Here is a 23,960-nt window from a genome sequence, read left to right on the forward strand (position 1 = left end):
CAAATTGTCATAAAGCGTCTAACTGGTGATAACTTTGTGCCTAAGGTTGCTTATCGCGCTAATGCCGGTTGTTGCATGTCATGCACACTCTGATCTTCTTCACCTGTTGGAGCCTGACGCCGTTGTTCGAGATCGGTGAAGCTGAACAGGTCCAAATCAGCCAATTGCGAGGGTGATAAATTCTGGATACTGCGGAAGATATTTTCTAAACGGCCGGGGTGTTCTTTTTCCCAGCCCTGGAGCATGTCTTTGATAACCTGACGTTGCAGGTTTTCCTGTGAGCCACATAAATTGCAGGGAATAATTGGGAACGCCATGGCCTCGGCATATTTTGCAATATCAGTTTCTTTGGCATAACACAGTGGGCGAATAACGATATTGGTTTTATCATCACTAAGCAGCTTGGGCGGCATGGCTTTTATTTTGCTGCCGTAGAACATATTGAGAAATAGCGTTTCAATAATGTCATCACGGTGGTGGCCTAAAGCGATTTTGCTGATGCCATTCTGGCGTGCATAGCCGTATAAAGAGCCACGACGTAATCGTGAGCAGATACCACAGGTTGTTTTTCCCTCCGGCACGACTTCCTTAACGATACTGTATGTGTCTTTTTCGATGATGTGATAGGGCACACCAATGGAGGCCAGGTATTCAGGAAGAACGTGTTCGGGAAAGCCCGGTTGCTTTTGATCCAGATTCACGGCAATCAATTCGAAATTAATCGGTGCGTGATCACGCAGATTAATCAGAATATCCAGCATGGTGTAACTGTCTTTACCACCTGACAGGCATACCATGACTTTATCGCCATCCTGAATCATGTTGTAGTCAGCGATAGCCTGACCGACATTACGACGTAGACGTTTACGCAGTTTATTAAATTCGCGTTGTTGTTTTACTAAGGTTTCTTCTGTCATACCAGACCTGCAAAGGGTTGTACGGTAACGATCGTACCAGGCTCTATGCCATCACAGTCTTCATCAAGCAAAATGAAGCAGTTAGCGACGCTCATCGAACGCAAAATACCGGAACCTTGTTGGCCGGTTGTGCCTACTCTGAGTTCACCGAGATCATTTTCAAATAGAATGCCACGTTGAAATTCAAACCTGCCGGGGCGTTTACGAATTTTACTTTCCGTCTGAACCTGCATCATCGGCAAGGGCTGTGCATTTTCACCGGCCATTTTTTTCAATGCAGGCTGCACAAATTGGTAAAAGGTCACCATTACTGAGACCGGATTTCCTGGGAGACCAAAAAATAAAGCATCATTAATCTTACCAAAAGCAAGCGGGCGGCCGGGTTTCATTGCTATTTTCCAGAAATTGACCTCCCCCAGCTCTGCCAGCATTTCTTTAACATAATCGGCATCACCCACAGATACGCCGCCGGATGTAATCACCACATCCGCTTCTGATGCTGCCAGTTGTAATGCATCTTTAAGTGCTGATTTCTCATCGGGTATGACACCCATATCAAGTACATCAGCATCGAGACGCTTCAACATGCCGTAGAGCGTGTAACGGTTGCTGTCATAGATTTGACCGGCTTCCAATGGTTCGCCAATAGAGCGAAGTTCATCACCGGTTGAGAAAAACGCGACACGTAAACGTCTTTTGGTAATAACTTCAGCAATGCCTAACGAGGCAATCAGGCCCATATCCGCTGGTGTAATGCGATGTCCGGCGGGTAATACCACATCACCTTGTTGAATATCTTCGCCCGCCATACGCACATTCTGTCCGGCTTGTTGCTTGCCATGCACAGTGATGCTTTGACCATCCGTTTCCACCTGTTCCTGCATGATGACGGTATCGCACTCCGGTGGCATCATCGCACCGGTCATAATACGGACACATTCTCCGTCTGTGACCTGACCGGCATAAGGTTGGCCTGCATAGGCAATACCAGTCTGAGTCAGAGTAAAAGGACTTTTTTGGATATCACTGCTTCGGATAGCATAACCGTCCATTGCAGAATTATTGTGGGGTGGCACTTGCAGTGGCGAAGTAATCGGTTCGTGCAGAACATGACCCAAAGCTTCGCGTAAAGCGAGTTTCTGCCAGCTTGAGATAGGTGTTAAAAGGGCATGAATATGCGCTTGTGCTTGTTCGACTTTAAGGCTCTGTTGATCCTGTGGATCAGCACAGCTTGGTTGGGGTATAAATTCAGCCATAATTAGGCAGTCCAGGAAGAAATAAAATGTTCGATAAAATCAGCTATCGCTGGGATATTATTTATATCCATCTGCTTTATATGATGCGCATCCGTTATGTCTTCATCACTCGCGATAGCAATAATATGTGGATCATCCTTGAATAAGAGTGGTTTTCCAAGTCCCGGCCGGTGTAATTCTATTTTGGGTATTGCTTCATGTTTAAAACCTTCGACCAGAATCAAGTTCAATGTGCTGGTATCCAGTCTCGGCAGTAAGGTTGAGAGCCGAGGTTCATTGTCATTCGACTGACTTTTTTCCATCAAAGCCATCATATTTGATGACGCAATTAACATCTGTTGTGCGCCGGCTTCACGTAATTCGTAGCTGTCTTTACCCGGTTTATCAATATCAAAATTATGATGTGCATGTTTGATCACGGCAACATGAACATTTCTCTTTTGAAGTTCTGGTATCAGTTGTTTCAATAGCGTTGTTTTACCGGTTCCACTGAACGCAGAGAACCCCAGTATTGGAATGTCAGATTTGGGTTTGAGAGAGTGTTCTAGATCTTCTGGATGATTGAAATTAACGAAGGTTTCCGGTTGGTCAGAAAAGTCCACCTCTGCCAGCTTGTGCTGCACCAGCCAACGATCAATTTTGCGTTCACCTTTCTCTAGAAATGTTTTGAGACTGTGTTTAAGTCGCGTTGGAATCAGGCAAAAAACAGGCTGCAAGCGTTCGCCATCGGTGGCAACTGCGAGATCACTCTGGGTTAGTAATAAGGTTTCCATCATCCGCTGGCGTAATTGCGCTGAAATCGTCGGACAGTCGCAAGGTGCAGTCAGAATGTAGTCGGCGGTTGTCTGTTCCATTGCGGTCAGCATCCCAGCCAGTGGGCCATGGAAGCCTTCAATGGAATCACTGATGACGGGATATCCAAAGTGTTGATACTGGTCTATATGTCGATTAGCGTTAATAATGAGCGTATCGACTTGTGGCGCCATCGCCTTGATAGCATAGCGCACCATGGGCTGATGTTGGTAAAGCATAAGACCTTTATCTCCACCGCCCATGCGACGGGCCTGACCACCGGCTAGGATCACGCCGGTTATGGAAGGGTAGGTGTGTGAACTCATTTTATTGCTTGTCGGAACCTGATTAATTTGGAAAAAGTCATGATCAAATATTGGTTTACTGCGCTTATTATACTGTTAAACAGTGCCACAGCATCAGCTGAAGAACTGGATATTGTTATTGTTGGCTTGTTTGCCGGACAAGCTGTGCTTGAAGTGAACGATAAACAGCACTTGCTGAAAGTTGGTAACACCACGCCTGAAGGCGTCAAACTTATTGCAGCCAATAGCCGTGAAGCGGTGCTGGAAGTCAATGGAAAGCGTCAGACTTATTTTTTAGGTGATCATATCGGCAGTCATTACACTGCGGCACCTGAACAGCCCAAAGTGAGCCTGTGGCCGACCAACGGCATGTATCAGACAACGGGGACGGTAAATGGTTATAGCGTCGATTTTCTGGTTGATACAGGTGCTTCCACCATTGCCCTTAATGCTGCAACCGCTAACCGTTTAGGTATTGATTATTATCGCGGTCAGAAAATTGGTATACGAACCGCTTCAGGTAAGGATGTTGGCTACAGGGTAGAGCTGGATTATGTTCAGCTTGAAGAAATCAAACTCTACAATATTCCGGCTGTAGTGATTGATGGACCTGAACCGTCTACCGCGCTGCTGGGTATGTCTTTCCTTGGCCAGCTCGATCTACAACATAATGGTGAGCGGCTGGACTTACAGCAAAAATATTAGTTATAAAAAAGCCCGGATAAACCGGGCTTTTAATGAATCGTAGGTGATGATCAATCAAATCCTTTGCTGATAAGCGCATAGGCAGAATGGTTATGGATTGATTCGAAATTTTCTGATTCAACCGTGTAGGCGTTTATACGATCGTCTTCGTTTAGTTTGGCAGCAATATCTCGCACCATATCTTCAACAAATTTTGGATTATCATAAGCGCGTTCGGTGACATATTTTTCATCCGGACGTTTCAGCAGACCGTAAATCTCGCATGACGCTTGTTTCTCAACCAGATCAATCAGATCTTCAATCCAGACAAAGCTATCAACACGGACGGTCAAGGTGACATGTGAACGCTGATTGTGCGCACCATAATCTGAAATGTTTTTTGAGCACGGACATAGGCTGGTTACTGGCACGACGACCTTGACTGTCATTGCCGTCTCTTTGCCATTGATTTCACCAATAAAGCTGGCATCGTAATCCATCAGACTGCGAACTTTCGAAATGGGGGCTTCTTTATTTACGAAGTAGGGGAAGTTCATTTCGATATAACCGGATTCGGCATCCAGACGCTCGGTCATCTCTCCCAGCATTTTGCGGAATGATTTAACCGTAATTTCATCTTCATGCTGATTCAGAATTTCAACAAATCGTGACATATGCGTGCCCTTGAAATGATGGGGCAGGTTCACATACATGTTGAAGTTAGCAATGGTATGTTGCTCGCCTTTAGTGCGGTCACTGACTTTGACCGGGTGTTTAATATCTTTAATTCCGACTTTATCAATCGCAATTTTACGTTTATCAGCAATATTCTGAACGTCTTCGATTTCGTCATTCTTTGTGCTGGCTGGCGTTGTACTCATTCAATTAATCCTCGCTATATCTGACACAGGCGCGATCTGTTTCCCAGAGGGTGACACCTGATATCTTGGCTGTATCGTTATTGAGTGTGACGCTCAGTTTTTGGTAAAAATACTGGGCGATATTCTCAGCTGTCGGGTTGATGGTATCGAAAGGTGGAATGTCATTCAGATACCGGTGATCCAACGTTTTGGCCAACTCACGTGTGGCTGTTTTGATTGTTTTGAAGTCCATGCCCATGCCGTGCTCATTGAGTGCGGATGCGGTGACTTCAACTTCTAGTTTCCAGTTGTGGCCATGCATGCGACGGCATTCACCCGGATAGTCTCTCAAGGTATGTGCCGAGGCAAAATCTGCCAAGATTTTAAGTGTGTAAGTTGCGCTCATAATGTTGACTATTATACTCAGGAATTGTTCTCGAGAACAGGGGATTATGTCGTAATAGACTGATTAATGGTATGGATTATGCCTTGTGCATCCAGTCCACAATCAGACAGCATCTGTTTATGCACACCATGATCGATGAAGGTATCCGGGAGCCCCATCAGTCTGATAGGAACGTCATGGTTTATCTCGCGAAGATACTCATTGACGCCACTACCCGCGCCACCCATGACGGCATTTTCTTCAATCGTGACCAGTAACTCATGGGTATCAGCAAGTTGATGAATCATCGTGGTATCAAGGGGTTTAACAAACCGCATATTCACAACCGTTGCATTGATTTGTTCAGCCGCTTCTTCAGCAGCATCAACCATGCTACCAAAAGCGAGAATAGCGACTTTTTCACCCTGACGACGCAATTCTGCTTTACCGATTTCAATAGTGGTCAGAGCTGTTTCAACGATACGGCCATTACCTGTGCCACGTGGATAACGGACAGCGGACGGACCGCTATGCTGGAAGCCAGTAGTCAGCATCTGCCTGCATTCGTTTTCATCGGCCGGTGCCATTACCGTCATGTTAGGAATGCAGCGTAAATAGCTGAGATCAAATGCACCGGCATGGGTCGGCCCATCAGCACCGACTAGGCCTGCACGATCAATCGCAAATAAAACCGGTAAGTTTTGAATGGCGACATCATGAATGAGTTGATCATAAGCGCGTTGCAGAAAGGTTGAATATATTGCTACGACCGGCTTTTTACCTTCACAGGCCAGCCCTGCCGCTAACGTAACCGAATGTTGCTCTGCAATACCTACATCAAAATAACGTTCAGGATAGTCCTCAGCAAAACGGTTCAGACCTGACCCCTCACACATCGCCGGAGTAATTCCAATCAGGTCAGGATCCTGTTTGGCCATATCACAAAGCCAGCGCCCAAAAACTTTTGTATAACTTGGCCCGGATGGTTTGCTGTTTGCCGGACTGACACCATGATATTTACAAGGCTGCTGTTCAGCTGGTTCGTAGCCTTTACCTTTCTTGGTGACAATGTGAAGGAACTGAGGCCCTTTACGCTTTCTGAGGTTGCCTAATGTCGAAATTAAGGTATCAATATCATGTCCATCAATTGGACCGATATAGTTGAACCCCATTTCTTCGAACAAGGTGCCGGGCACGACCATGCCTTTCATATGTTCTTCAGCGCGACGGGCTATTTCCCAGGCGGGTGGTATTTTTTCCAATACTTTCTTACTGCCTTCACGCGCGGAAGTGTAGAAACTACCCGAAAGCAATTTCGCCAGATAATTGGCCATGCCACCCACATTCCTGGAAATAGACATCTCATTATCATTGAGAATAACCAGTAGGTTGGCACTTAAATCACCAGCATGAGCCAAGGCTTCAAAAGCCTGACCTGCGGTCAGGGCGCCATCTCCGATGATCGCGACAGCATGATGGGGATCTTCATTAGACTGCGCGGCAATAGCCATACCCAGAGCAGCACTGATAGACGTACTGGAATGGCCAACACCAAAGGTATCAAACTCACTTTCACTGCGTTTGGGGAAGCCGGATAGGCCACCTGGCTGACGCATGCTGTTCATGCGCCCGCGACGGCCGGTCAGAATTTTATGGACATAACTTTGATGGCCCACATCCCACACCAGACGGTCTGCGGGTGTGTCAAAGACATAGTGCAATGCCAGCGTCAGCTCGATCACACCGAGATTTGAGGAAATATGGCCACCGGTTTGCTGTACGCTCTCGACGATCAACGCTCTCAATTCTTCGGCGAGTTGCGGCAGCTGCTTTTTATCCAGCTGACGTAGATCTTCCGGGCTGTTGATATTCGTTAGTAAATTATCCATCCAGTCGCAATCTCAATGAGAGCGTTTGATAACAAACTGCGCCAGGGCAGCCAGCGCTTGCGTATCAAACGTTAACTCAGATAGTTGTCCTAAAGCTTTCTCGATCAATGCCACCGCTTTCTGTTGTGCTTTTTCCAGTCCTAGTAATGCCGGGTAGGTCGGTTTATTTAAAGCGATGTCGGCTCCTTGAGCCTTACCCAGTGTGTCAGTGTCAGCGATAACATCCAACACATCATCCTGTACTTGAAATGCCAGACCAATACAGTCGGCATAACGTTCCAATCTCTGCAGACTTTCGTCGTCACACTCGGGCGCAGCTAAAGCACCCAATACCACACTAGCGCGTATCAGTGCGCCGGTTTTTAATTTGTGCATTGACTGTAACGCATTAAGATCCAGTTTTTTGCCGACTGATTCCAGATCGATAGCCTGACCTGCTGCCATGCCGAGTGCACCTGATGCCTGTGCCAGACGTTTAATCATTTTTATCTGCTGCTCAGCCAGCAACTGATTGGTACACAAAGTCTCAAATGCCAATGTCTGCAAGGCATCTCCAACTAGCAATGCAGTCGCTTCATCATAAGTTTTATGGCAGGTCGGACGACCACGTCGCAGGTCGTCATCATCCATAATAGGCATGTCATCGTGAACCAGGGAGTAGGCATGAATCATTTCCACTGCAGCTGCAGCTGCATCCAAATCTGCCGGTTTGGCCCCCATTGCTTCGCCAGTGGCATAAACCAGTAACGCACGAATGCGCTTACCGCCACCGAGTGTAGCGTACCGCATGGCTTCAAGCAGACGTTGAGAGCAGGGCTGGTCGGATGCTTTCAGACGTTTATCAAGGACAATTTCAATTTGAGCCTGGTGTGCCTGCATCCAGTCTTCAAGTGGAAACTTTGAAGTCACGATGGATCGGATTCAGGATCAAAGTCGACCAGATTTGATTGGCCGGATTGCTGTAATAACATTTGTACTTTTTGCTCCGCAGCCTGTAATGATTCCTGGCAATCACGCGTCAACAATACACCACGTTCGTAAAGTTTGAGTGATTCTTCCAGACTGATATCACCTTGTTCAAGGCGTTCTACCAGTTCTTCTAATTCCTTTACTGCTGCTTCATAATCCAGCTTTTTACGCTTTGCCACCATCAGGGCCTCTGAACAAAATCGATTCAACGCCACATTATAAGGCAATCAAGCTGGCATTGCCTGCTGGAATGTTTTTTTATTTGCCGTTAGTCTGTTCTGCTTAACTTCGTTTTTGTAGATAAATTTCAATGCCGAAAATCATCCGCGGTTTCCATAACCTGCCAGCCTCCTCAGAAGGCTGTGTAGCCACTATTGGTAATTTTGATGGTGTTCATCTGGGTCATCAGGCGGTGCTGAGCCAATTGGCCATGAAAGGTGATGTTTTGCGCCTACCTGCGGTAGTGATTACGTTTGAACCGCAACCATTTGAATTTTTTGTTCCTGAAAAAGCACCCGCCAGACTGACGCGTTTCAGAGAAAAAGTGGAAGCGCTAAGGGCATTCTCAATTCATCAGCTATGTGTTTTGCGCTTCAATCAAACGCTTGCAAGAATGGAAGCAGAAACGTTTATTCAGAAGTTGCTGGTGGATGGACTCAATGTCCGATATCTGGTGGTAGGAGACGATTTTCGGTTTGGTCGGCACCGCAATGGTGATTTTGCTCTGTTACAGCAAGCAGGTAAGCAACATGGTTTTCAAGTCGTCAATATGCATACTTTTGCTATTGAGCATGATCGGGTAAGCAGCACCCGGATCCGAGATGCTCTGTCTGAAGGTGATCTGGAAATGGCCGAAAAATTACTGGGCCGACCTTATCGTATGAGTGGCCGTGTTGCACACGGCGATAAACGCGGACGGCAAATGGGGTTTCCTACTGCTAACATTCATCTCCATCGCTGCAAAATACCATTGACTGGCGTGTTCGCCGTGCAGTTATTTGGTTTGGATGAAGAACCGGTCAATGGCGTGGCTAATATTGGTATCAGGCCGACGATTGGCGGCGATAAAGCTTTGCTGGAAGTCCATTTATTCGATTTCAATCGCGATATTTACGGCGAACATGTGCAGGTGCATTTCCTGTATAAAATCCGTGATGAACAGCGTTTTAAAGGGCTTGAACAATTAAAAGCGCAAATCGATAAAGACGCTCAGAAAGCGAAAATCTTTTTTGCTGAAAAATATTGATCCAACTCTGTTAATGCGGAGTCAAGTATGTATCACGTAAAAACTGATTACGCTCTCTTGCTAACTGAATAGAACAACTGACCGTCATCAAAGACTGAATACTGCCACCTTCCCAAAGCAGGAAAATACTCTGGCATTGTTTTTTACGAAAAGTCTCCCAGGCCGCTTGCGCATCATCAATCGTTTTTAGCATCGCTTTATTATCGGCATAGCGGATATGCGTCAGGTCCAGATTGTTTTTTAACGCGTTGACCGCGCGTTCCAACTTGTGATTTAGACACTGGTTCATTTCAACCGTTGTATTCGATTGGGGACACAGTGGCTTTGCCTGTGTCTGAAAAGGAAACAGTAAAATAATAAGAAGAACGAATGATTTCATTGCATTAAAAATCATTTTGATTTTCCTCGTATGTGGATTGGTTTATAGCAGTTGAATACCATACGGTATATTCAGGTTTTAATGAGCTTTCTCATGACAGACATCGCTGAAAACTCAAATCCTTGGTCCATATAAAGTTGCTGCGCTGTCAGATTGTCTTTATCTGTTAGCAGCGTGATGCGTAAACAGTTTTGTTGTCTGGCGAAGGTCACAGCTGCTTCAAGCAACAGTTTGCCGTATCCTTGATGCCGCATCTGTGGCGCAATAATCAGATCTTCCAATAAAGCTACTTTGCCGCCCATCGCTGTCGATGGGAGATATAAGAGACTGACCATGCCAAAAACAGTGGCGTCCTGTTTCAGTACCAATATATGGCCTGTTTCTGGATGGGCCAGAATAGCTTCAATCGCTGTTTTTTGCTTCTCTTTGGCGGGGTTGAAGTCGGCCTCTTGCTCAAATAGCAAGGCGAGTAGATCACACAATGCGGTGCAATCTTGTTGTTTAGCTAAGACAATAGAAGCTGGAAGCATAATGGCTGATTTTTAACTTTTTTGAACCTGACGACAAGCGTTATGTCGATTGATAGTACCATGAGGTAAACAAATCAATTACGAAGTGCATTAGCTATGGGGGATTTATGGCAGAGTGGCTGACGGCAAAAGTCGTGGAAAATAAACAATGGAATGATCGTTTACATTCGATACGTGTTGAAACCGATTTCCCTGAATTTAAAGCAGGACAATTCACGCGTCTTGCCCTGGAGATTGACGGCGAGAAGGTGAGTAGACCTTTTTCACTGGTAAATTCACCGGATGAACGACCGCTCGATTTTTATTTTATTGAAGTGCCGGACGGTGTGTTGTCATCCCAGCTTGTCAAACTTCAGGCGGGGGATGACATTCTGGTTGCTCCCAAGGCTGCCGGCTTATTGACGCTAGAACAGCTACCTGAAGCAAAACATTTGTACCTCTTGGCTACAGGCACCGGTGTTGGACCATTTTTGTCTATCGCTAAAACATCACAGGTCTGGGATTTATTTGAGAAAGTGATACTGGTGCATGCGGTACGACATAAAGATGAGTTAACCTATCCAGAAACGATTGCTGAAGTGCAGGGCAACCATCCCGATGACTTTATTTATGTGCCGATTGTGAGTCGTGAAGAATGCGATTTTGCGCTGTCAGGACGAATTCCGGAGGCCGTGGACGATGGTAGACTGGAGCATCGAACCGGATTGAAAATCAGTCCTGAAGACAGTCAATTTATGCTATGCGGCAACCCTGCAATGGTGCAGGATACGATGGATCTTCTGATTGATAAACGTGGTTTGAAAAAACATTCACGTCGGGAACCTGGCCATATCAGCATTGAAAAATACTGGTAGGCCTTATTGCGTTCAATATCCAATGACGTCTGCCAAATTTATGGCAAAACCACCGCAAAATCTGCTTATTCAGCTCGACCCTTTAACCAGTAACAAGATGAGATCGATCGCAGCTTAAGCTGTTTTATTTCAGTAGTGATGACAGGATGTCAGAAGTGGGTTCCTTCGGATGAATAGTTTCAATACGTTATCAGCCAAGCCTATTGGTCACGGCTTTAATAAATGCGTCTGAAATTGGTGTGTCGCCATTATAGATTTCATCAACCTGATTGACTGTTTCTGAATGATCCAGACTTTGTAAAATACAGGCCGCGACATCGGCACGCGTAATAGACATCGCCTCTTTAGTTTCAGGTCGTCGTGTTGTTATCAGGCCGGTGGCAGCTTCATTGGTAAGCAATCCCGGTCTTAAAATGGTGAAGGGGACGCCACTCTCCAACAGGTGTTTGTCGGCAAAGTGTTTACAGATGTTGTAGTGCTTGATGGCCGGTGTACCGTTTTCTGGATCACCCGCATCACGTGCACTGACCATGACGAACTGCTTTATATTATGTTTTTTTGCCATATCGACGGCTTTCACGGCGCCCCATAAATCCACCAAGATCGTTTTATCGGCCCCAGTTTTACCGCCCGAACCGGCTGTGAAAACGACTTTGTCACAATCAGAAAAGGCCTCGTCAGGTAAGGCTGCTTCTAAATCAGCAACAATCGTTTCGGCACCTAATTTTTCAAGATCATTTGCCTGCTCTGCACTGCGAACCATAGCTTTAACCGGCATCTTAGCTAACGCCATCTGACCAATCAGCTGTTTACCAATCTGGCCATTTGCGCCGATAACTAATGTTTTATTCATGGTGTCTCCCTTTTCTAACTGCTTATATGGCAACAGATTATCACGCTGTGCATTCTGTTTCAGCGCTCATATGTCGATAATCATTGACATATTAATAATGCGTCCATTAATATAGACATATGGAACTTCAACAAGCACTCATTCTGTTTGATGCCTTATCGCAGGAAACGCGGTTATCGGCTTTCAGATTATTGGTGAAAGCCGGTCCTGAGGGACTGGCGGCGGGGCGTATCAGTGAACAACTCAATACACCGCACAACACGATGTCATTTCATCTCACACACTTAGTGAATGCCGGCATTGTGCATTCAAAAAAACAGGGACGTTCTGTGATCTATATGGCTGATTTTGAGCGGATGAACGCATTGATTAGTTATATGGTGAAAGATTGTTGTAGTGGTGAGATGGCAAATATTCATGAAGATACCAAGACAGGCAGCGCGATAATCAAGTTATCGGCATGTTGCGGTACTTCAGCAGTAACAGGTGGAGCGAAATAATGAAACGAATGCATATCCATGTGGGTGTTGATGAAATTGCGGAAAGCGTCACGTTTTATTCCGCGTTATTTGGGGCACAGCCAAGCAAAGTCATGTCGGACTATGCCAAGTGGATGCTTGATGATCCGAAAGTTAATTTTGCCATTTCGACGCGATCAAACAAAACGGGTATCGACCATTTAGGTATTCAGGTGGAAGATGAGTCTGAATTGGATGAAATACGGGATCGCATTCGTCAGACTGACATAGCTATGGTTGATGAGGGTGAAACGGTTTGCTGTTATGCCGAATCAGATAAATCCTGGTTGCAGGACCCTGCGGGAATTGCCTGGGAAGCCTATCAGACAATGGGCGACGCCCAGTTATTTTCTGACAAAACGACAAGCGAAAAGTCCGCTTGTTGCACACCTGTATCTATTCCGGTGGTCGCTACTGATAACGGCACCTGTGAACCATCTGACAATAATTCGGGATGTTGCTAATGAAAAAAGTATTGGTTTTGTGTACGGGTAATTCATGTCGCTCAGTGATGGCCGAGGCTTTGATTAATGAGCTTAAAGACGGTTATCAGGCCGTGAGTGCAGGCAGTCATCCTGCTGGTTATGTCCACCCTAAATCAATTGAAACATTGATACGTCATGGAATTTCACCAGGTCAGCCTTGTAGTCAGTCATGGGATGATTATGCAGGCGAAAAGTTTGATTACGTCATCACCGTCTGTGATGCTGCATCTAACGAGGTCTGTCCTGTGTTTCATGGCGAATATCAACGACTTCACTGGAGTACGCCTGATCCCGCCAAAGTGGAAGGTTCAGAAACCGAGATTGAAGCAGCCTTTGACGAAGCGTTTCTCATGTTGAAAACACGTATTGAACAGGAACTAAAATGAGCGAAGCAAACCCGGATATCGGTTTTTTTGAGCGTTACCTCAGTGTCTGGATAGGCGGCAGTATCCTGACCGGGGTAGGATTAGGTGTTCTTTTCCCCTCGTTGTTTGAGTTGATTGCAGGCATCGAGTTTGCCAAGGTCAATCTGGTTGTGGCGGTATTTATATGGCTGATGATCTATCCAATGATGGTCAATGTCGATTTTGCTTCCATTAAAGATGTCGGTAAAAAACCTAAAGGCCTATGTCTGACATTGGTAGTGAATTGGTTAATCAAACCTTTCACCATGGCGGGGCTGGGCATTTTGTTTTTTGAATACCTGTTTGCCGGCCTGGTCGATCCACAAACAGCAAAAGAATATATTGCCGGTATGATTTTATTAGGGGTAGCGCCGTGTACCGCGATGGTATTCATCTGGAGTCAGCTGGTCAGAGGAGACGCTAATTACACGCTAGTTCAGGTGTCGATTAATGACATTATTATGGTGTTTGCATTTGCGCCTATTGCTGCTTTATTGCTGGGTATGACGGATATTATCGTGCCCTGGGAGACATTGTTTTTATCAGTCGTACTTTATGTGGTGACACCCTTGCTGGCTGGATATCTGACACGTCGTAAACTGGATAAAAGTACGGATCACCACGAAATCGCCGCTTTCACCGAAAAAGTAAAACCTTATTCAATTATGGGGCTACTGGCAACGGTCGTTCTTTTATTTGGTTTTCAGGCAGAGACCATCATCGCCAAACCACTGGTTATAGCATTGATTGCCATACCGCTACTGATTCAAAGCTACGGTATATTTGCGGTAGCGTATGGCTGGGCTTACCTGTGGAAAGTGCCGTTTAATGTGGCTGCGCCGGCTGCTTTGATTGGAACCTCCAATTTCTTTGAACTGGCCGTGGCCGTGGCGATTAGTCTGTTTGGTCTGAATTCCGGAGCTGCGCTGGCAACCGTAGTAGGTGTTCTGGTAGAAGTACCGGTGATGTTGTCATTAGTCGCGCTGGCATTGAAAACTAAGCCACTGTTCGCCCGTTTTTCATGACTACAGTTGCATGACTTCGAGCCCATTTTCATTGATCCTTCCCGTTATTAGTCGGGTAGGGATAGTCTCAAAGTAGGTGTTTCTGCCACTGATGTTTTTGCCTTTTGGCAGTTGTAATTCATCGGTGGGCATCGACTCTAAAATCACGTTATGGCTGGTTTGAGGAAAAGTTTTAAAACTATCGGCCAATACCCAGAACGGTTTGCCGTAATGATGGGCGGCCAGGGCCTGTAAGAAGGTACCGGTTTTGTTAACAAAATGATGGTCTGACAGCCAACTGTCGCAGCCACTGATATTGAGATCAATGTCAGGCATAGTCAGTCCCATTTCCGCGTCGGTAATAACGGTAACCGGGATACCAAGACGACTCAGTTGACTGGCGACCAGTAAGCCTTCCTTTCCCGGCTCACTGACTGTGACCACAATTTTAATATCGACATGTTGTTCTAATAAATGCTCGAACAGGGCTGAAACTTGTGAACTTCGGCTATGCGTTAGGATAGTCATGCCCGGTTTAACGAGACTGGCGGCATGTTCTGCAACATGATCGGAAGCATCTGAAAGTTGTTGGTATATCTGACTCAGACTGTCCAGATAACCTTGTTTGCTAAGTGCTTCTTTTAATTCTTGTCTGTGAAGCCAACGATGTAATGCATTGGCAAGAACGATCATGCTCGGTCTGGCATGGCTTAATTCATCCACTATCTCTGTGAGCTGGTCAAGTGACTGGAGCGGCAGGGCCTCCATATACGCTTTCAAACTGGCCAGTGTGATTAAGGCCAGTTCAGTCGCCCCGGATTGATGGTTATTTTTCAGTGACGTTAATAACTGCTCGAATGACTCAGACATTAGCTTCACCTTTGTGTTGCGATGACATCGCTGATTATTAGCTTTGACCGTTTATGTCTATCAAAGATGCGTATTTATTTGTTTTGCCAGGAAACGGAATAGATATCTGTTCTTCTGTCTTTCAGGTTATTTACCGAGCCCTCACTGCGAGTCAGTTTCAGTTTGTCCAGATCCAGATCAGAGAACATAATCATTTCAGTATTGGGAGTCGTTTCTGACATTACGGCATCATGTGGATAAGAAAAGTCTGAGGGTGAGAAAACGGCAGCTTGGGAATATTGCACATCCAGGTTTTCGACTTGAGGCAGGTTGCCACAACTGCCACAGATAACGACATAGCATTCATTTTCTATCGCCCTTGCCTGAGCACAGCTACGGACTCGTAAGTAACCGTTTTTGGTATCAGTCCAGTAAGGGACAAACAAAATATCCATATCCTGTTCAGCCAGTAAGCGGCTGAGTTCTGGAAACTCAACGTCGTAACAAATTAATATGCCAACGCGACCAGCATCAGTCTCAAACACCTGCAAAGTATCGCCTCCCTTGATGACCCAGTCACGACGCTCATGAGGTGTAATATGCAGTTTCCGTTGAATCTCGATGGTGCCATCACGTCGACATAGATAGGCGACATTAAATAGGACGTCGTCTTCCAGTAAAGGCATCGAGCCAGTAATAACGTTGATGTTGTAGCTTAATGCCATCTGCGACATTTCGTTTTTAAACTTTTCCGTATAACTGGCAAGAAAGCGTATTGCTTCAGTCTGATTGCGTTGATCCGGACTCAGGCCCATCAGTGGCGCATTGAAAAACTCCGGAAACACAGCAAAGTCACTTTTATAGCTGGATAAAGCATCAATGAAGTATTCGACTTGTCGGAGTAATTCCTCCACCGATTCAACTTCACGCATTTGCCACTGAATTGCTCCGATTCGCACCTGCGTTTTGCGTGTATCGATAACGGTGCTTTCAGGTTCATAAAAGATATTTCGCCACTCCAGTAAGGTGGCGTAGCCTTCTGATTTCTCATCTTCCGGCAGATATTGTTTTAACAGGCGGGTGACCTGAAAATCATTGGAAAGCTGAAACGTCAGGATTGGGTCGTAAATGCGTTTGTTTTTGACGGCCTCAAAGTATTCATCCGGTGTCATTTCATCCGAATGCTCATGATAATTGGGTATGCGTCCACCGGCTAGAATCGCGCGCAGATTATGCTGACGACATAATTCCTTGCGCGCTTCGTATAAGCGTCTTCCCAGACGATACCCCCGATAATTAGCATGGATTAAAACATCGAGTCCATACAGCGCATCTCCATTGGGATTATTGAGGATGGTTTCTTTTTTGGATATCAGATCATCATAGGTGTGAGGGTTGCTGAACTTTTGGTAGTTCACCTGTACAGAAAGAGCAACGCCAATGATTTTGTCATGGTCGACCACGCATATCTGACCCTCAGGTAAATCATCAATCAATTTGAAAATGGTGTGTTCCTCCCAGGAACCACCGATATCGACATAGATTTGATCCATCAACTTTTTGAGTTGTGGATAATCCTTTTTTTCAAGATTGCGGATTTTAATGTGCAGATCTTCAGGCATGAAGAATCCTTTTGTGGGTATTCAAAACAGACACCCTAGTTCATCATTCCCTGATTGAGTTGTCCAGTAATTTCAACGTCCTGAATCCGACTGTTTACATCACAATCAACATATTACCTATCAGCCCCAATAAAAAGCCTGCGACGGCTCCCAGAGCCGGTATCCAACGACTTTGCAGTTTGGCCTGTGGTGCAATATCTTCAAACACCAGATACAAAATACCGCCGCTGGAAAATAGCATCAGCAGACCCATCAAAAAGTCCATCTCGGCTAATAAAAAGTAGCCCAGTAGTCCAGCAACCGGACCTGCAATAGCGAGTAAAGAGAAAACGCAAATGATCCTGTTGGGGGCGAGAGTGGAATGAGACGATAATTCTTCGTATGCATTGAATCCTTCAGGGACGTTTTGCAGAATTATCAGCATGACTAATAACAATCCGGTCGTTTCTCCAGCCGCAAATGCCACACCCAATGCGATAGCTTCAGGAATAAAGTCTGATAGCATCGCTATTAGCTGACCTGCTGAACTCTCGAGTTTATTGAGATACATATCTAACAGACAAAAGAACACACCACCTGCAGCAAATGCCACAGCGGCATCAAAAACCGATACCCTACTGGCACCTTCTGGAACTAATACCAATGCAATAGCTGATATCAACGCGCCACCGCCGAAGGCTACAATAAAATGACGCCATTCATCCCCCAGCCAGGCTGGGTCTCTAAGATCGAGATTAGCAATCCACGCCCCGACAGGTATAGCCGCGCCAGCAAACAGTGATAAAACGATAACAGTGATAACTTCAGAGATAATCAATTCAGCACCTTATACAGAACGAAGTAGGTCAAACTTGCGTTATTGTTAAAAACTTATATTTGTTCTGGATGATTATGGGCTTCACGAATTGGTGACTGAGCAAGCAGCCATGTCACGATTAAAAAGATCAGCATGCCAAATAATATGCTTTGGAACGTGACGCCAGCATCAATCATAAAGCCGAGAAACGCCGGTGCAAGACCGGTTGAAAATACCAAAAAGGCGGATTTAAGTGAGCGAACATGACCCAGATGCTCTCTACCCCAGAGTCGCACCAACAAACTGTCCCCAATCGGGGATGACATGCCTAAAGCCAAGCCTGCACCCAGCATCAAAATCCAGATAGCGATATTGCCCCCGATGATAGCCGCCGCGAAGAGTGCAATCGCAAACGGGAGCAAATATAATCTGGCCAGGGTAGTGGCACCAAATTCATCTATCCAGCGGCCTCCTAACAAGGCACCGGGGAAACGCGACAGTCCCAGTCCTGTCAGGGCAAGCGCATAGGTAGTGGCTGATGCGCCCAGATCTTCGGTCAGTTGTGCCTGATAAATAAAGATACCTGTCAGTGTAATCGGTAAGACCATCAGCATCGGAATCAGCATCCAGAAGCGTAATTCCCGCATCGGGCTGGGGCCCGTATTCTGTTGCGTTTTTTTATCGACCTTTTTACGAGGCGCTTCCGGCCAGTCAACTAACAAAAGCAATATCATCCACAAAACAATGAGCACAGCCAAAATGCTCCACCAGATTTGTTGCCATGTCAGCCAAGTAACCAGCAAAGCAATAGTCGGAGGTAGAATCACTTCGCCTGACGGCATCCCGAGACTCACTAGTCCCAGAGCACGACCCCGGTTAATCGTAAATTCACGACCAGCTAATGTGCTGCCGAAGTGTGTCATTAACCCTTGCCCACACAGACGCTGAAGACCCAGACCAACAATCGCTAATGCCCACCATGGGGACAAGGTCAGCATCAAGACACCTGCTATGAGCGCTGACAGAATGGTTAATACATAGCTTCGTGGCGATATCCAGTCTATTTTTGGACCGAAATGCATTACAAGAAAACCACTTATCATGGTGATTGCAGCGTAGATACTGCCAAATTCACCCGCTGAAATAGCCAAATACGCACTGATATCGGATTGAAACAAGCCGATGAAAAAACTCTGACCTAAATTGCCGGTAAAAACCGCCAGATAAGCTGCGGCTAATAAACCAAAGTGCTGACGAATGAGTCCGATATAACCGAGACGCGTATTCGATTCCATGTTGTTTCCTAATCGGTATTTCAGTTTTTGGTATGAATGATTGTTAATTGTGGTGTTTGAACAGGCGCGGATTCTTCCGAATAAATTTTCGGATCCAACGCTCTAGAAAGGACTCATTCTGTGTGGCTTTTAAGTAGCTATATCCTAAAACGCTTATAACAAGCGCGCCAAGTGCATCGACAATCAAGTCCCACATTGTATCAGTCAGGCCAGTGTGATCACCAAGCATGTGTTTCTGCATATCGGTGGCAAAAAGGCTGTCGATGGTAAATTCTATGATTTCCCAAAGAACACCAATACCAACAGCAAACAGAAAGGCAAAAAAGGCGATAAAGCCAGCACGCATGCTTAGCTGAATTTGTTCGCTTTCATTCATGACATACACCAGGAGAAACCCGATTATGCCAAGTAAAAATCCAGAGCTTGTGTGAAGCACGATATCCCACCACCAGAATTTTGTGTAATAACCGTGAACCTCTCCTAAAAATAAAGCAGCGAACACAAAGGCGATGGCGAGCAGGTTAAATTCATGAGGGATAATAAAATTGAAACGTTTGGCTAAAACAACTGGTAAAAGCGTTATCAGAACAATGCCAATGATGATCACCGCGTTAAACCATTGCTGGTGCCAGATAGCGCCGATTGCCCCAGCTAAGAGAATGATTTGCAATAGACTACCAAGTCGACTGTGAAGATTGCCCTCGTCCATTAATTTTCCCGTAAGAGAAACTCCTTTCATCATAATCAGTCCGTTGATGTAGGTCTAATTTTCCTGATTATTTCAGGCTTCAAGTTTGAGTTCGTGTCGGCAAGTTGTTATGGTCAAAAACAATCTCCCGCTACGAAATCCACAATACCGCATATAAAAGGAAGCATATAGTGCTAAAGATCCTCTTTTCAGATCTAAAATTTCTAGTTGTCTTCATCATTGTCAGTCTGAGCATGATGCTCTCATTTTCTTCTTATGCCGGACCAATGGTGCAGGAAAATGTCGGAGAAATAGCGCAGGGGAGTGATAACGCTAAAGATAATTATGCGGTTTTGGCCGATATTCTGGCTGATCCTCAAAGCCGGGAAGAATTAATTAGCCAGTTAAGAGCACTCTCTGACGAAAATACCTCAGAAACGGATAAGACCGAAACAGAAAAGTCATCACAACAGGATGACAACAAAAGCAATGCGATTGCCACGGCAGTAGCCAAAGAAAGCCAATCCGTTGTTCAGGCCATCGTAGGAACATTAACGGGTAGTTGGACGGCAATCTCAGAACTCGCGTCAGGGCAAGGTAAAAAAATCGGGGCTTTCTTTAGCATGCTTTTCAAGCTTGGTTTAGTTATCGCTGCGACGATAGGCGGGTATATTGTTCTGCGAATTATTGCCCGATTCTTTTTCCAGCGAGCCGATCGGTTGGCAGCATCCGACATCAATGTGCACCAGTTACTCGTCAAATCAACGGCCATTTTGCTTTCTGTGGTAACCGATGTAATCGTCGTCGCATTGGCGTGGTTAGCAGGCTATGGCACGGCTTTATTGTTCATTGGTGAGGTCGGACAGATCTCAGTCAGTCAAACGTTGTTTTTAAATGTGTTCCTGGCTGTCGAATTGTTCAGAGTTGTTCTTAGAGCTATTTTTTCCGGCCATGAAGACAGTCTTCGCTTATTACCCATGCAAGCAGAAACAGCTTTGTATTGGAATCACTTCATCTCAGCGATAGTCAGTTTTGTCGGCTATGGAATTTTGTTTGTGGTGCCCCTCGTAGCCTCCAACCTGTCAGACAATTTAGCTGATCTGATGAACTTACTGATTGTCGTGATCGCTGTTAGCTATGCATTAACCACGATCATCAGAAAGCGTTCTCAAGTACGTCAGTGTCTATCGGATTTGGGTAAAAAATCCAATTTTGCTGCAACACAGGTGTTGATGGGCTTTTTATCCAGAAGCTGGCACTGGTTTGCTATAGCCTATTTCATTGTCATGGGTGCCGCTTTGCTTGTTCAGCCTGAGCAGGCGATACCCAGTTTATTGATTGCGACGCTCCAAACGGTTCTTGCCGTATTTATCGGTATGGGTGTTATCGCTTTACTGGAAATGACAATAGGTAGTGGTGTGAAGGTGCCGGTCATTATCAGCAGCCGATTAGCAACATTTGAAACCCGGCTTAATAACTTTCTTCCCATGCTAAATAAATCACTGAAAATACTGGTTACCTTGGTGGCGATCAGTGCGATCTTTGACGCCTGGGGGGCGGTTGATCTGCCGACATGGTTAGCTTCTCCGACCGGGACACATTTCCTGAGTACAGTGATATCGGTCTTATTTATCCTAACATCAGCGATGCTGTTCTGGATGGTGCTGGCAAGCTGGATAGAACACCGCCTTAATCCAGAAGAAGGCGGTGGTGAGCCCAGTGCAAGAGAAAAAACATTGCTCACCATCTTTCGTAATGCGACAGCTATTACGATCATTGTGATGACCTCGATGATTGTACTCTCTGAAATAGGCATCAATATCGGGCCATTGATCGCGGGTGCCGGTGTCCTGGGCCTGGCGATTGGTTTTGGTGCTCAGAAACTGGTTCAGGATGTTATTACCGGTGTCTTTATCCAAATGGAAAATGCTATTAATGCCGGTGACATCGTCACAGTCAGCAGTATTACAGGGGTAGCTGAGAAGCTCACTATTCGGTCGCTGGGGCTGCGTGATTTATCGGGGACGTATCATGTGGTGCCATTTTCTTCTGTGGATACCGTCTCTAACTACATGCGTGAATTTGCCTACCATGTCGGTGAATACGGTGTGGCTTATCGCGAAAATACTGACGAGGTTATTGTGAAGTTACGGGAAGCATTTGATGCCTTGTTGGCAGACGATGACCAGCGTAATAATATCTTATCCGATGAACTTGAGGTGCATGGCGTCACTGCATTAGCTGATAGTTCTGTGAATATCCGGGTCAGAATCAAGACCTTGCCTGGTTCGCAGTGGGGTGTTGGTCGAGCTTATAATCGCCTCGTTAAACAGTATCTGGATGCGGCAGGTATTGAGATTCCATTCCCACATCTCACGCTGTATTTCGGTGAAGATAAACAGGGACAGGCGCCAGCTATGCCGATGCGTATGGTAGAAGAAGTGGAAGTGGTGAATGAGCTGGATAAGAAAGAGAAACAAGAGCCCAGCAAAAAAGTGTCAAAACAGTTGAAGAAAACGGATGATAGCAATCCAATCGAAAAAGGGGATTTTGATGATGCAGAGTAAGCCATCGTCAAATATGCGGCTTAATTAACCTTTCTAAATTAATCACGGCAGGACATTGCTGGCACCCATCTGCCGCAATGTTGACTGCCTTATTAGCAGATTGGTAATCCTGCATGAAATAATGCAGGGAAGCCGTCATTAGAGGATTATCACGGTAACTTAATAAAAGTTCTTCAAAGATTAATTGCAGATCGTTATTGGCTTTAAAGTAGCCAAGCTCTGACACATCGTAAAGAAGCGCTTCTTCCATCGCATAAGCGCCTGTTTGTAAGTCACCTGACAGAGCAGTGCTAAATGCATATCCTGCTCTGGGTAAGGCCGACTCTGGTTGTTGTTGCAGTAAAGATTCAAAAGCATATCTGGCGGTATCAAAATCGTAATCCCCTAATGCATCCCAGGCATCTGATTGGCTCATTCCTGTGTTGTTATTTATCCGTTGAGTATCATTTTTATAAGCAAAAATCGATGTTGAGCTGCTTTGAGATTCATAAGCGCTATAGCTTATGGGCGCAGTATAGATAGAAAGCCCACGAGGGTCTTTGTGAGGATAAGAGTACGATTGATGGTGTCGATCATAATCACGGTACTGGCGCTGATTATAATCTTGCTCTTTATTGTGGTAATGCGGACCTGGCGATAAGCCAAAAGATCGATGACCCTGGATGCCATAAGAGGGCTGCCGGTAGTTGTGATAGTGCTGTTTATCTTTATCGTTGTCAGAAGAAACGTTATCAGCTGAGCGATCACGGTTTTTGTAGTAATGTGGATCATCAGCGTCATTACCATAGGACTGCTGAGGGCGCCTGGAATAACGGCTTGAATTATCATCCCTATGTTTATATATATGCGGATCACTGGCACTGTTTCTAAATGAACGCGACTGCTTGTGATGGGCATCGGATGCGTTTGATGTGCTGAGTTTTTGTGAACCTTGCCCACCGAAGTCGGTGTTACCCAGCCTGATATCGGTTGAGTCCTGTGCCTGACTGCTGGTGGAGGTCAAGCCAAGAGCCAACAGGCACGATATCGATAAAGACAGATGTTTTAGCCTGAACATAAAAAGGTCTTCCCTTTATAGGGTGTATAGCTAATGACCAATTAGGTCATTATTGGTTCGGCTAAGCCAGATGCAGCGGTTTGCTTATGCTTTAATAAACTGTCCGCTGTCGGCATCTGGCATCAGTTGCTGCAGATCGTCGGCTTTTAATCCCAGCGCATAACCCAATACGCCGCTGCCAATCACGACATTATCAAATTCTTTGATGCTGTCATCAAGCAAAATCATAATATCGTCCGGCAGAGCGATAGGAGGGACAGCGCCAACAACATATCCTGTTGCCTCCGGTACTTCATTAAATTCAGCCATTCTGAGCTTACGTTCATTCAGATGTTTGCGTAAGCTAGCCCAGTCAGCCCTGCCTCCGCCTGCGACAGCAAGTAATACAAACTTATCTGACCCCGTTTTAAACAAAAGACTGCGTATTACCGATTTAGGGTTGTGACCTTGGTTGGTCAATAATTCTTCTAGGTTACGAACCGGCTTTTTGTCCTCTGTTAGAGGAATTTCAATGACATCAAAAACAATGCCTTTTTGATTGAGTAAATCCGTGACGGGGGAAGAAATTAAGTTGCTCATCTAGCCTCCAGTTGATGTGAAATATCTGTCTTTGAATATGTTCAGCATACTGCATAACGTGACTGAATTCATTTTTGTCGAAGTTGCCAGGTTGGCGCTAAATTAGGACTGATAATGTCATAATGTATCAGCCAATCCCGGGCATCATCAGCATCTTGTTCAAACCAGGCTTTAGCG

Annotated in this window: 26 protein-coding genes; 8 read left to right on the top strand and 18 right to left on the bottom strand. The window is 45.5% G+C overall.

The window, feature by feature from the left end; all coding sequences use genetic code 11:
* Positions 1-50 precede the first annotated feature (50 nt).
* Genes ttcA through mobA form a run of 3 tightly spaced genes read right to left on the bottom strand, consistent with a single transcriptional unit; the run spans position 51 to position 3,291 of the window.
* Positions 51-917, bottom strand: a complete 867-nt coding sequence (gene ttcA, locus ACTF5U_RS04885) for a tRNA 2-thiocytidine(32) synthetase TtcA (RefSeq protein ID WP_438970519.1) — start codon at positions 915-917, stop codon at positions 51-53.
* Complete coding sequence (gene moeA / locus ACTF5U_RS04890) at positions 914-2,173, bottom strand: molybdopterin molybdotransferase MoeA (protein ID WP_438970520.1); 1,260 nt, start codon at positions 2,171-2,173, stop codon at positions 914-916. The genes ttcA and moeA overlap by 4 nt, the downstream gene beginning before the upstream one ends.
* Positions 2,174-2,175: 2 nt before the next feature.
* Positions 2,176-3,291, bottom strand: coding sequence for a molybdenum cofactor guanylyltransferase MobA (gene mobA, locus ACTF5U_RS04895; RefSeq protein WP_438970521.1), 1,116 nt, complete (start codon positions 3,289-3,291; stop codon positions 2,176-2,178).
* Between the two features lie 39 nt (positions 3,292-3,330).
* On the opposite strand from mobA, the gene ACTF5U_RS04900 reads away from it, so the two are divergent.
* The gene (locus ACTF5U_RS04900) at positions 3,331-3,975 is read left to right on the top strand and encodes a retropepsin-like aspartic protease family protein (RefSeq protein ID WP_438970522.1); all 645 of its coding nucleotides are present in this window, start codon (positions 3,331-3,333) and stop codon (positions 3,973-3,975) included.
* A gap of 50 nt (positions 3,976-4,025) precedes the next feature.
* Here the strand turns inward: ACTF5U_RS04900 and folE2 are convergent, their stop codons facing one another.
* From folE2 to ACTF5U_RS04925, 5 genes are read right to left on the bottom strand one after another with little or no spacing between them, the layout of a single operon-like run.
* Positions 4,026-4,835: a GTP cyclohydrolase FolE2 gene (gene folE2 / locus ACTF5U_RS04905; RefSeq protein WP_438970523.1), complete on the bottom strand. Its 810-nt coding sequence runs from the start codon at positions 4,833-4,835 to the stop codon at positions 4,026-4,028.
* Between the two features lie 4 nt (positions 4,836-4,839).
* On the bottom strand, positions 4,840-5,220 hold the full coding sequence (queD, locus tag ACTF5U_RS04910; RefSeq protein ID WP_438970524.1) for a 6-carboxytetrahydropterin synthase QueD: 381 nt from the start codon (positions 5,218-5,220) through the stop codon (positions 4,840-4,842).
* Positions 5,221-5,264: 44 nt separating this feature from the next.
* On the bottom strand, positions 5,265-7,088 hold the full coding sequence (dxs, locus tag ACTF5U_RS04915) for a 1-deoxy-D-xylulose-5-phosphate synthase (RefSeq protein WP_438970525.1): 1,824 nt from the start codon (positions 7,086-7,088) through the stop codon (positions 5,265-5,267).
* A gap of 12 nt (positions 7,089-7,100) precedes the next feature.
* Positions 7,101-7,967, bottom strand: a complete 867-nt coding sequence (ispA, locus tag ACTF5U_RS04920; protein WP_438970555.1) for a (2E,6E)-farnesyl diphosphate synthase — start codon at positions 7,965-7,967, stop codon at positions 7,101-7,103.
* Positions 7,968-7,993: 26 nt separating this feature from the next.
* Positions 7,994-8,239 carry an exodeoxyribonuclease VII small subunit gene (locus ACTF5U_RS04925; protein ID WP_438970526.1) on the bottom strand — a complete coding sequence of 82 codons (246 nt, stop codon included), beginning with the start codon at positions 8,237-8,239 and terminating at the stop codon, positions 7,994-7,996.
* Between the two features lie 128 nt (positions 8,240-8,367).
* Between ACTF5U_RS04925 and ribF the strand changes: the two genes are divergently transcribed.
* A complete protein-coding gene (gene ribF, locus ACTF5U_RS04930) occupies positions 8,368-9,303 on the top strand; it encodes a bifunctional riboflavin kinase/FAD synthetase (protein WP_438970527.1) in 936 nt (311 codons plus the stop codon).
* Between the two features lie 10 nt (positions 9,304-9,313).
* Here ribF and ACTF5U_RS04935 read toward each other — a convergent pair whose 3' ends face one another.
* Positions 9,314-9,697 (bottom strand): lysozyme inhibitor LprI family protein, encoded by a 384-nt coding sequence (locus ACTF5U_RS04935; RefSeq protein WP_438970528.1) that lies wholly within the window; start codon positions 9,695-9,697, stop codon positions 9,314-9,316.
* A gap of 56 nt (positions 9,698-9,753) precedes the next feature.
* On the bottom strand, positions 9,754-10,212 hold the full coding sequence (locus ACTF5U_RS04940; protein WP_438970529.1) for a GNAT family N-acetyltransferase: 459 nt from the start codon (positions 10,210-10,212) through the stop codon (positions 9,754-9,756).
* Positions 10,213-10,319: 107 nt separating this feature from the next.
* Between ACTF5U_RS04940 and ACTF5U_RS04945 the strand changes: the two genes are divergently transcribed.
* Entirely contained in the window at positions 10,320-11,066 is a 747-nt protein-coding gene (locus tag ACTF5U_RS04945) for a ferredoxin--NADP reductase (protein WP_438970530.1), read from the top strand.
* 190 nt (positions 11,067-11,256) lie between these two features.
* Here the strand turns inward: ACTF5U_RS04945 and ACTF5U_RS04950 are convergent, their stop codons facing one another.
* A complete protein-coding gene (locus ACTF5U_RS04950; protein ID WP_438970531.1) occupies positions 11,257-11,919 on the bottom strand; it encodes an SDR family oxidoreductase in 663 nt (220 codons plus the stop codon).
* Positions 11,920-12,038: 119 nt separating this feature from the next.
* Here ACTF5U_RS04950 and ACTF5U_RS04955 point away from each other — a divergent pair, with 119 nt between their 5' ends.
* From ACTF5U_RS04955 to arsB, 4 genes are read left to right on the top strand one after another with little or no spacing between them, the layout of a single operon-like run.
* Entirely contained in the window at positions 12,039-12,419 is a 381-nt protein-coding gene (locus tag ACTF5U_RS04955) for an ArsR/SmtB family transcription factor (protein ID WP_438970532.1), read from the top strand.
* The gene (locus tag ACTF5U_RS04960; protein ID WP_438970533.1) at positions 12,419-12,901 is read left to right on the top strand and encodes an ArsI/CadI family heavy metal resistance metalloenzyme; all 483 of its coding nucleotides are present in this window, start codon (positions 12,419-12,421) and stop codon (positions 12,899-12,901) included. Before ACTF5U_RS04955 ends, ACTF5U_RS04960 begins: the two co-directional genes overlap by 1 nt.
* On the top strand, positions 12,901-13,308 hold the full coding sequence (locus ACTF5U_RS04965; RefSeq protein ID WP_438970534.1) for an arsenate reductase ArsC: 408 nt from the start codon (positions 12,901-12,903) through the stop codon (positions 13,306-13,308). Before ACTF5U_RS04960 ends, ACTF5U_RS04965 begins: the two co-directional genes overlap by 1 nt.
* Positions 13,305-14,351 carry an ACR3 family arsenite efflux transporter gene (gene arsB / locus ACTF5U_RS04970; protein WP_438970535.1) on the top strand — a complete coding sequence of 349 codons (1,047 nt, stop codon included), beginning with the start codon at positions 13,305-13,307 and terminating at the stop codon, positions 14,349-14,351. The genes ACTF5U_RS04965 and arsB overlap by 4 nt, the downstream gene beginning before the upstream one ends.
* On the opposite strand, the gene ACTF5U_RS04975 is transcribed toward arsB, so the two are convergent.
* The 5 genes from ACTF5U_RS04975 to ACTF5U_RS04995 all read right to left on the bottom strand — a co-directional run bounded on the left by ACTF5U_RS04975 (position 14,352) and on the right by ACTF5U_RS04995 (position 19,634).
* Entirely contained in the window at positions 14,352-15,200 is an 849-nt protein-coding gene (locus ACTF5U_RS04975; protein ID WP_438970536.1) for a translation initiation factor eIF-2B, read from the bottom strand.
* A gap of 74 nt (positions 15,201-15,274) precedes the next feature.
* Positions 15,275-16,801 (bottom strand): GNAT family N-acetyltransferase, encoded by a 1,527-nt coding sequence (locus ACTF5U_RS04980; protein ID WP_438970537.1) that lies wholly within the window; start codon positions 16,799-16,801, stop codon positions 15,275-15,277.
* 94 nt (positions 16,802-16,895) lie between these two features.
* Positions 16,896-17,618: a ZIP family metal transporter gene (locus ACTF5U_RS04985; RefSeq protein WP_438970538.1), complete on the bottom strand. Its 723-nt coding sequence runs from the start codon at positions 17,616-17,618 to the stop codon at positions 16,896-16,898.
* A 53-nt stretch (positions 17,619-17,671) separates the two neighbouring features.
* Complete coding sequence (locus ACTF5U_RS04990) at positions 17,672-18,892, bottom strand: MFS transporter (RefSeq protein ID WP_438970539.1); 1,221 nt, start codon at positions 18,890-18,892, stop codon at positions 17,672-17,674.
* Between the two features lie 43 nt (positions 18,893-18,935).
* On the bottom strand, positions 18,936-19,634 hold the full coding sequence (locus ACTF5U_RS04995) for a hypothetical protein (protein WP_438970540.1): 699 nt from the start codon (positions 19,632-19,634) through the stop codon (positions 18,936-18,938).
* Positions 19,635-19,771: 137 nt separating this feature from the next.
* On the opposite strand from ACTF5U_RS04995, the gene ACTF5U_RS05000 reads away from it, so the two are divergent.
* The gene (locus ACTF5U_RS05000) at positions 19,772-22,147 is read left to right on the top strand and encodes a mechanosensitive ion channel domain-containing protein (protein WP_438970541.1); all 2,376 of its coding nucleotides are present in this window, start codon (positions 19,772-19,774) and stop codon (positions 22,145-22,147) included.
* 7 nt (positions 22,148-22,154) lie between these two features.
* Here the strand turns inward: ACTF5U_RS05000 and ACTF5U_RS05005 are convergent, their stop codons facing one another.
* Together ACTF5U_RS05005 and ACTF5U_RS05010 are read right to left on the bottom strand one after the other, a co-directional pair.
* Positions 22,155-23,204: a hypothetical protein gene (locus ACTF5U_RS05005; protein WP_438970542.1), complete on the bottom strand. Its 1,050-nt coding sequence runs from the start codon at positions 23,202-23,204 to the stop codon at positions 22,155-22,157.
* Between the two features lie 84 nt (positions 23,205-23,288).
* Entirely contained in the window at positions 23,289-23,783 is a 495-nt protein-coding gene (locus tag ACTF5U_RS05010; RefSeq protein WP_438970543.1) for an aminoacyl-tRNA deacylase, read from the bottom strand.
* Positions 23,784-23,960 lie beyond the last annotated feature (177 nt).

The organism is Methylophaga sp., from assembly GCF_965655755.1.
Taxonomy (GTDB): Bacteria; Pseudomonadota; Gammaproteobacteria; order Nitrosococcales; family Methylophagaceae; genus Methylophaga.

Excerpts from the sequence above, each read along its gene's own strand:
- ttcA (WP_438970519.1), bottom strand. The coding sequence starts at position 917 with ATGACAGAAGAAACCTTAGTAAAACAACAACGCGAATTTAATAAACTG.
- moeA (WP_438970520.1), bottom strand. The coding sequence starts at position 2,173 with ATGGCTGAATTTATACCCCAACCAAGCTGTGCTGATCCACAGGATCAA.
- mobA (WP_438970521.1), bottom strand. The coding sequence starts at position 3,291 with ATGAGTTCACACACCTACCCTTCCATAACCGGCGTGATCCTAGCCGGT.
- ACTF5U_RS04900 (WP_438970522.1), top strand. The coding sequence starts at position 3,331 with ATGATCAAATATTGGTTTACTGCGCTTATTATACTGTTAAACAGTGCC.
- folE2 (WP_438970523.1), bottom strand. The coding sequence starts at position 4,835 with ATGAGTACAACGCCAGCCAGCACAAAGAATGACGAAATCGAAGACGTT.
- queD (WP_438970524.1), bottom strand. The coding sequence starts at position 5,220 with ATGAGCGCAACTTACACACTTAAAATCTTGGCAGATTTTGCCTCGGCA.
- dxs (WP_438970525.1), bottom strand. The coding sequence starts at position 7,088 with ATGGATAATTTACTAACGAATATCAACAGCCCGGAAGATCTACGTCAG.
- ispA (WP_438970555.1), bottom strand. The coding sequence starts at position 7,967 with ATGCAGGCACACCAGGCTCAAATTGAAATTGTCCTTGATAAACGTCTG.
- ACTF5U_RS04925 (WP_438970526.1), bottom strand. The coding sequence starts at position 8,239 with ATGGTGGCAAAGCGTAAAAAGCTGGATTATGAAGCAGCAGTAAAGGAA.
- ribF (WP_438970527.1), top strand. The coding sequence starts at position 8,368 with ATGCCGAAAATCATCCGCGGTTTCCATAACCTGCCAGCCTCCTCAGAA.
- ACTF5U_RS04935 (WP_438970528.1), bottom strand. The coding sequence starts at position 9,697 with ATGATTTTTAATGCAATGAAATCATTCGTTCTTCTTATTATTTTACTG.
- ACTF5U_RS04940 (WP_438970529.1), bottom strand. The coding sequence starts at position 10,212 with ATGCTTCCAGCTTCTATTGTCTTAGCTAAACAACAAGATTGCACCGCA.
- ACTF5U_RS04945 (WP_438970530.1), top strand. The coding sequence starts at position 10,320 with ATGGCAGAGTGGCTGACGGCAAAAGTCGTGGAAAATAAACAATGGAAT.
- ACTF5U_RS04950 (WP_438970531.1), bottom strand. The coding sequence starts at position 11,919 with ATGAATAAAACATTAGTTATCGGCGCAAATGGCCAGATTGGTAAACAG.
- ACTF5U_RS04955 (WP_438970532.1), top strand. The coding sequence starts at position 12,039 with ATGGAACTTCAACAAGCACTCATTCTGTTTGATGCCTTATCGCAGGAA.
- ACTF5U_RS04960 (WP_438970533.1), top strand. The coding sequence starts at position 12,419 with ATGAAACGAATGCATATCCATGTGGGTGTTGATGAAATTGCGGAAAGC.
- ACTF5U_RS04965 (WP_438970534.1), top strand. The coding sequence starts at position 12,901 with ATGAAAAAAGTATTGGTTTTGTGTACGGGTAATTCATGTCGCTCAGTG.
- arsB (WP_438970535.1), top strand. The coding sequence starts at position 13,305 with ATGAGCGAAGCAAACCCGGATATCGGTTTTTTTGAGCGTTACCTCAGT.
- ACTF5U_RS04975 (WP_438970536.1), bottom strand. The coding sequence starts at position 15,200 with ATGTCTGAGTCATTCGAGCAGTTATTAACGTCACTGAAAAATAACCAT.
- ACTF5U_RS04980 (WP_438970537.1), bottom strand. The coding sequence starts at position 16,801 with ATGCCTGAAGATCTGCACATTAAAATCCGCAATCTTGAAAAAAAGGAT.
- ACTF5U_RS04990 (WP_438970539.1), bottom strand. The coding sequence starts at position 18,892 with ATGGAATCGAATACGCGTCTCGGTTATATCGGACTCATTCGTCAGCAC.
- ACTF5U_RS04995 (WP_438970540.1), bottom strand. The coding sequence starts at position 19,634 with ATGATGAAAGGAGTTTCTCTTACGGGAAAATTAATGGACGAGGGCAAT.
- ACTF5U_RS05005 (WP_438970542.1), bottom strand. The coding sequence starts at position 23,204 with ATGTTCAGGCTAAAACATCTGTCTTTATCGATATCGTGCCTGTTGGCT.
- ACTF5U_RS05010 (WP_438970543.1), bottom strand. The coding sequence starts at position 23,783 with ATGAGCAACTTAATTTCTTCCCCCGTCACGGATTTACTCAATCAAAAA.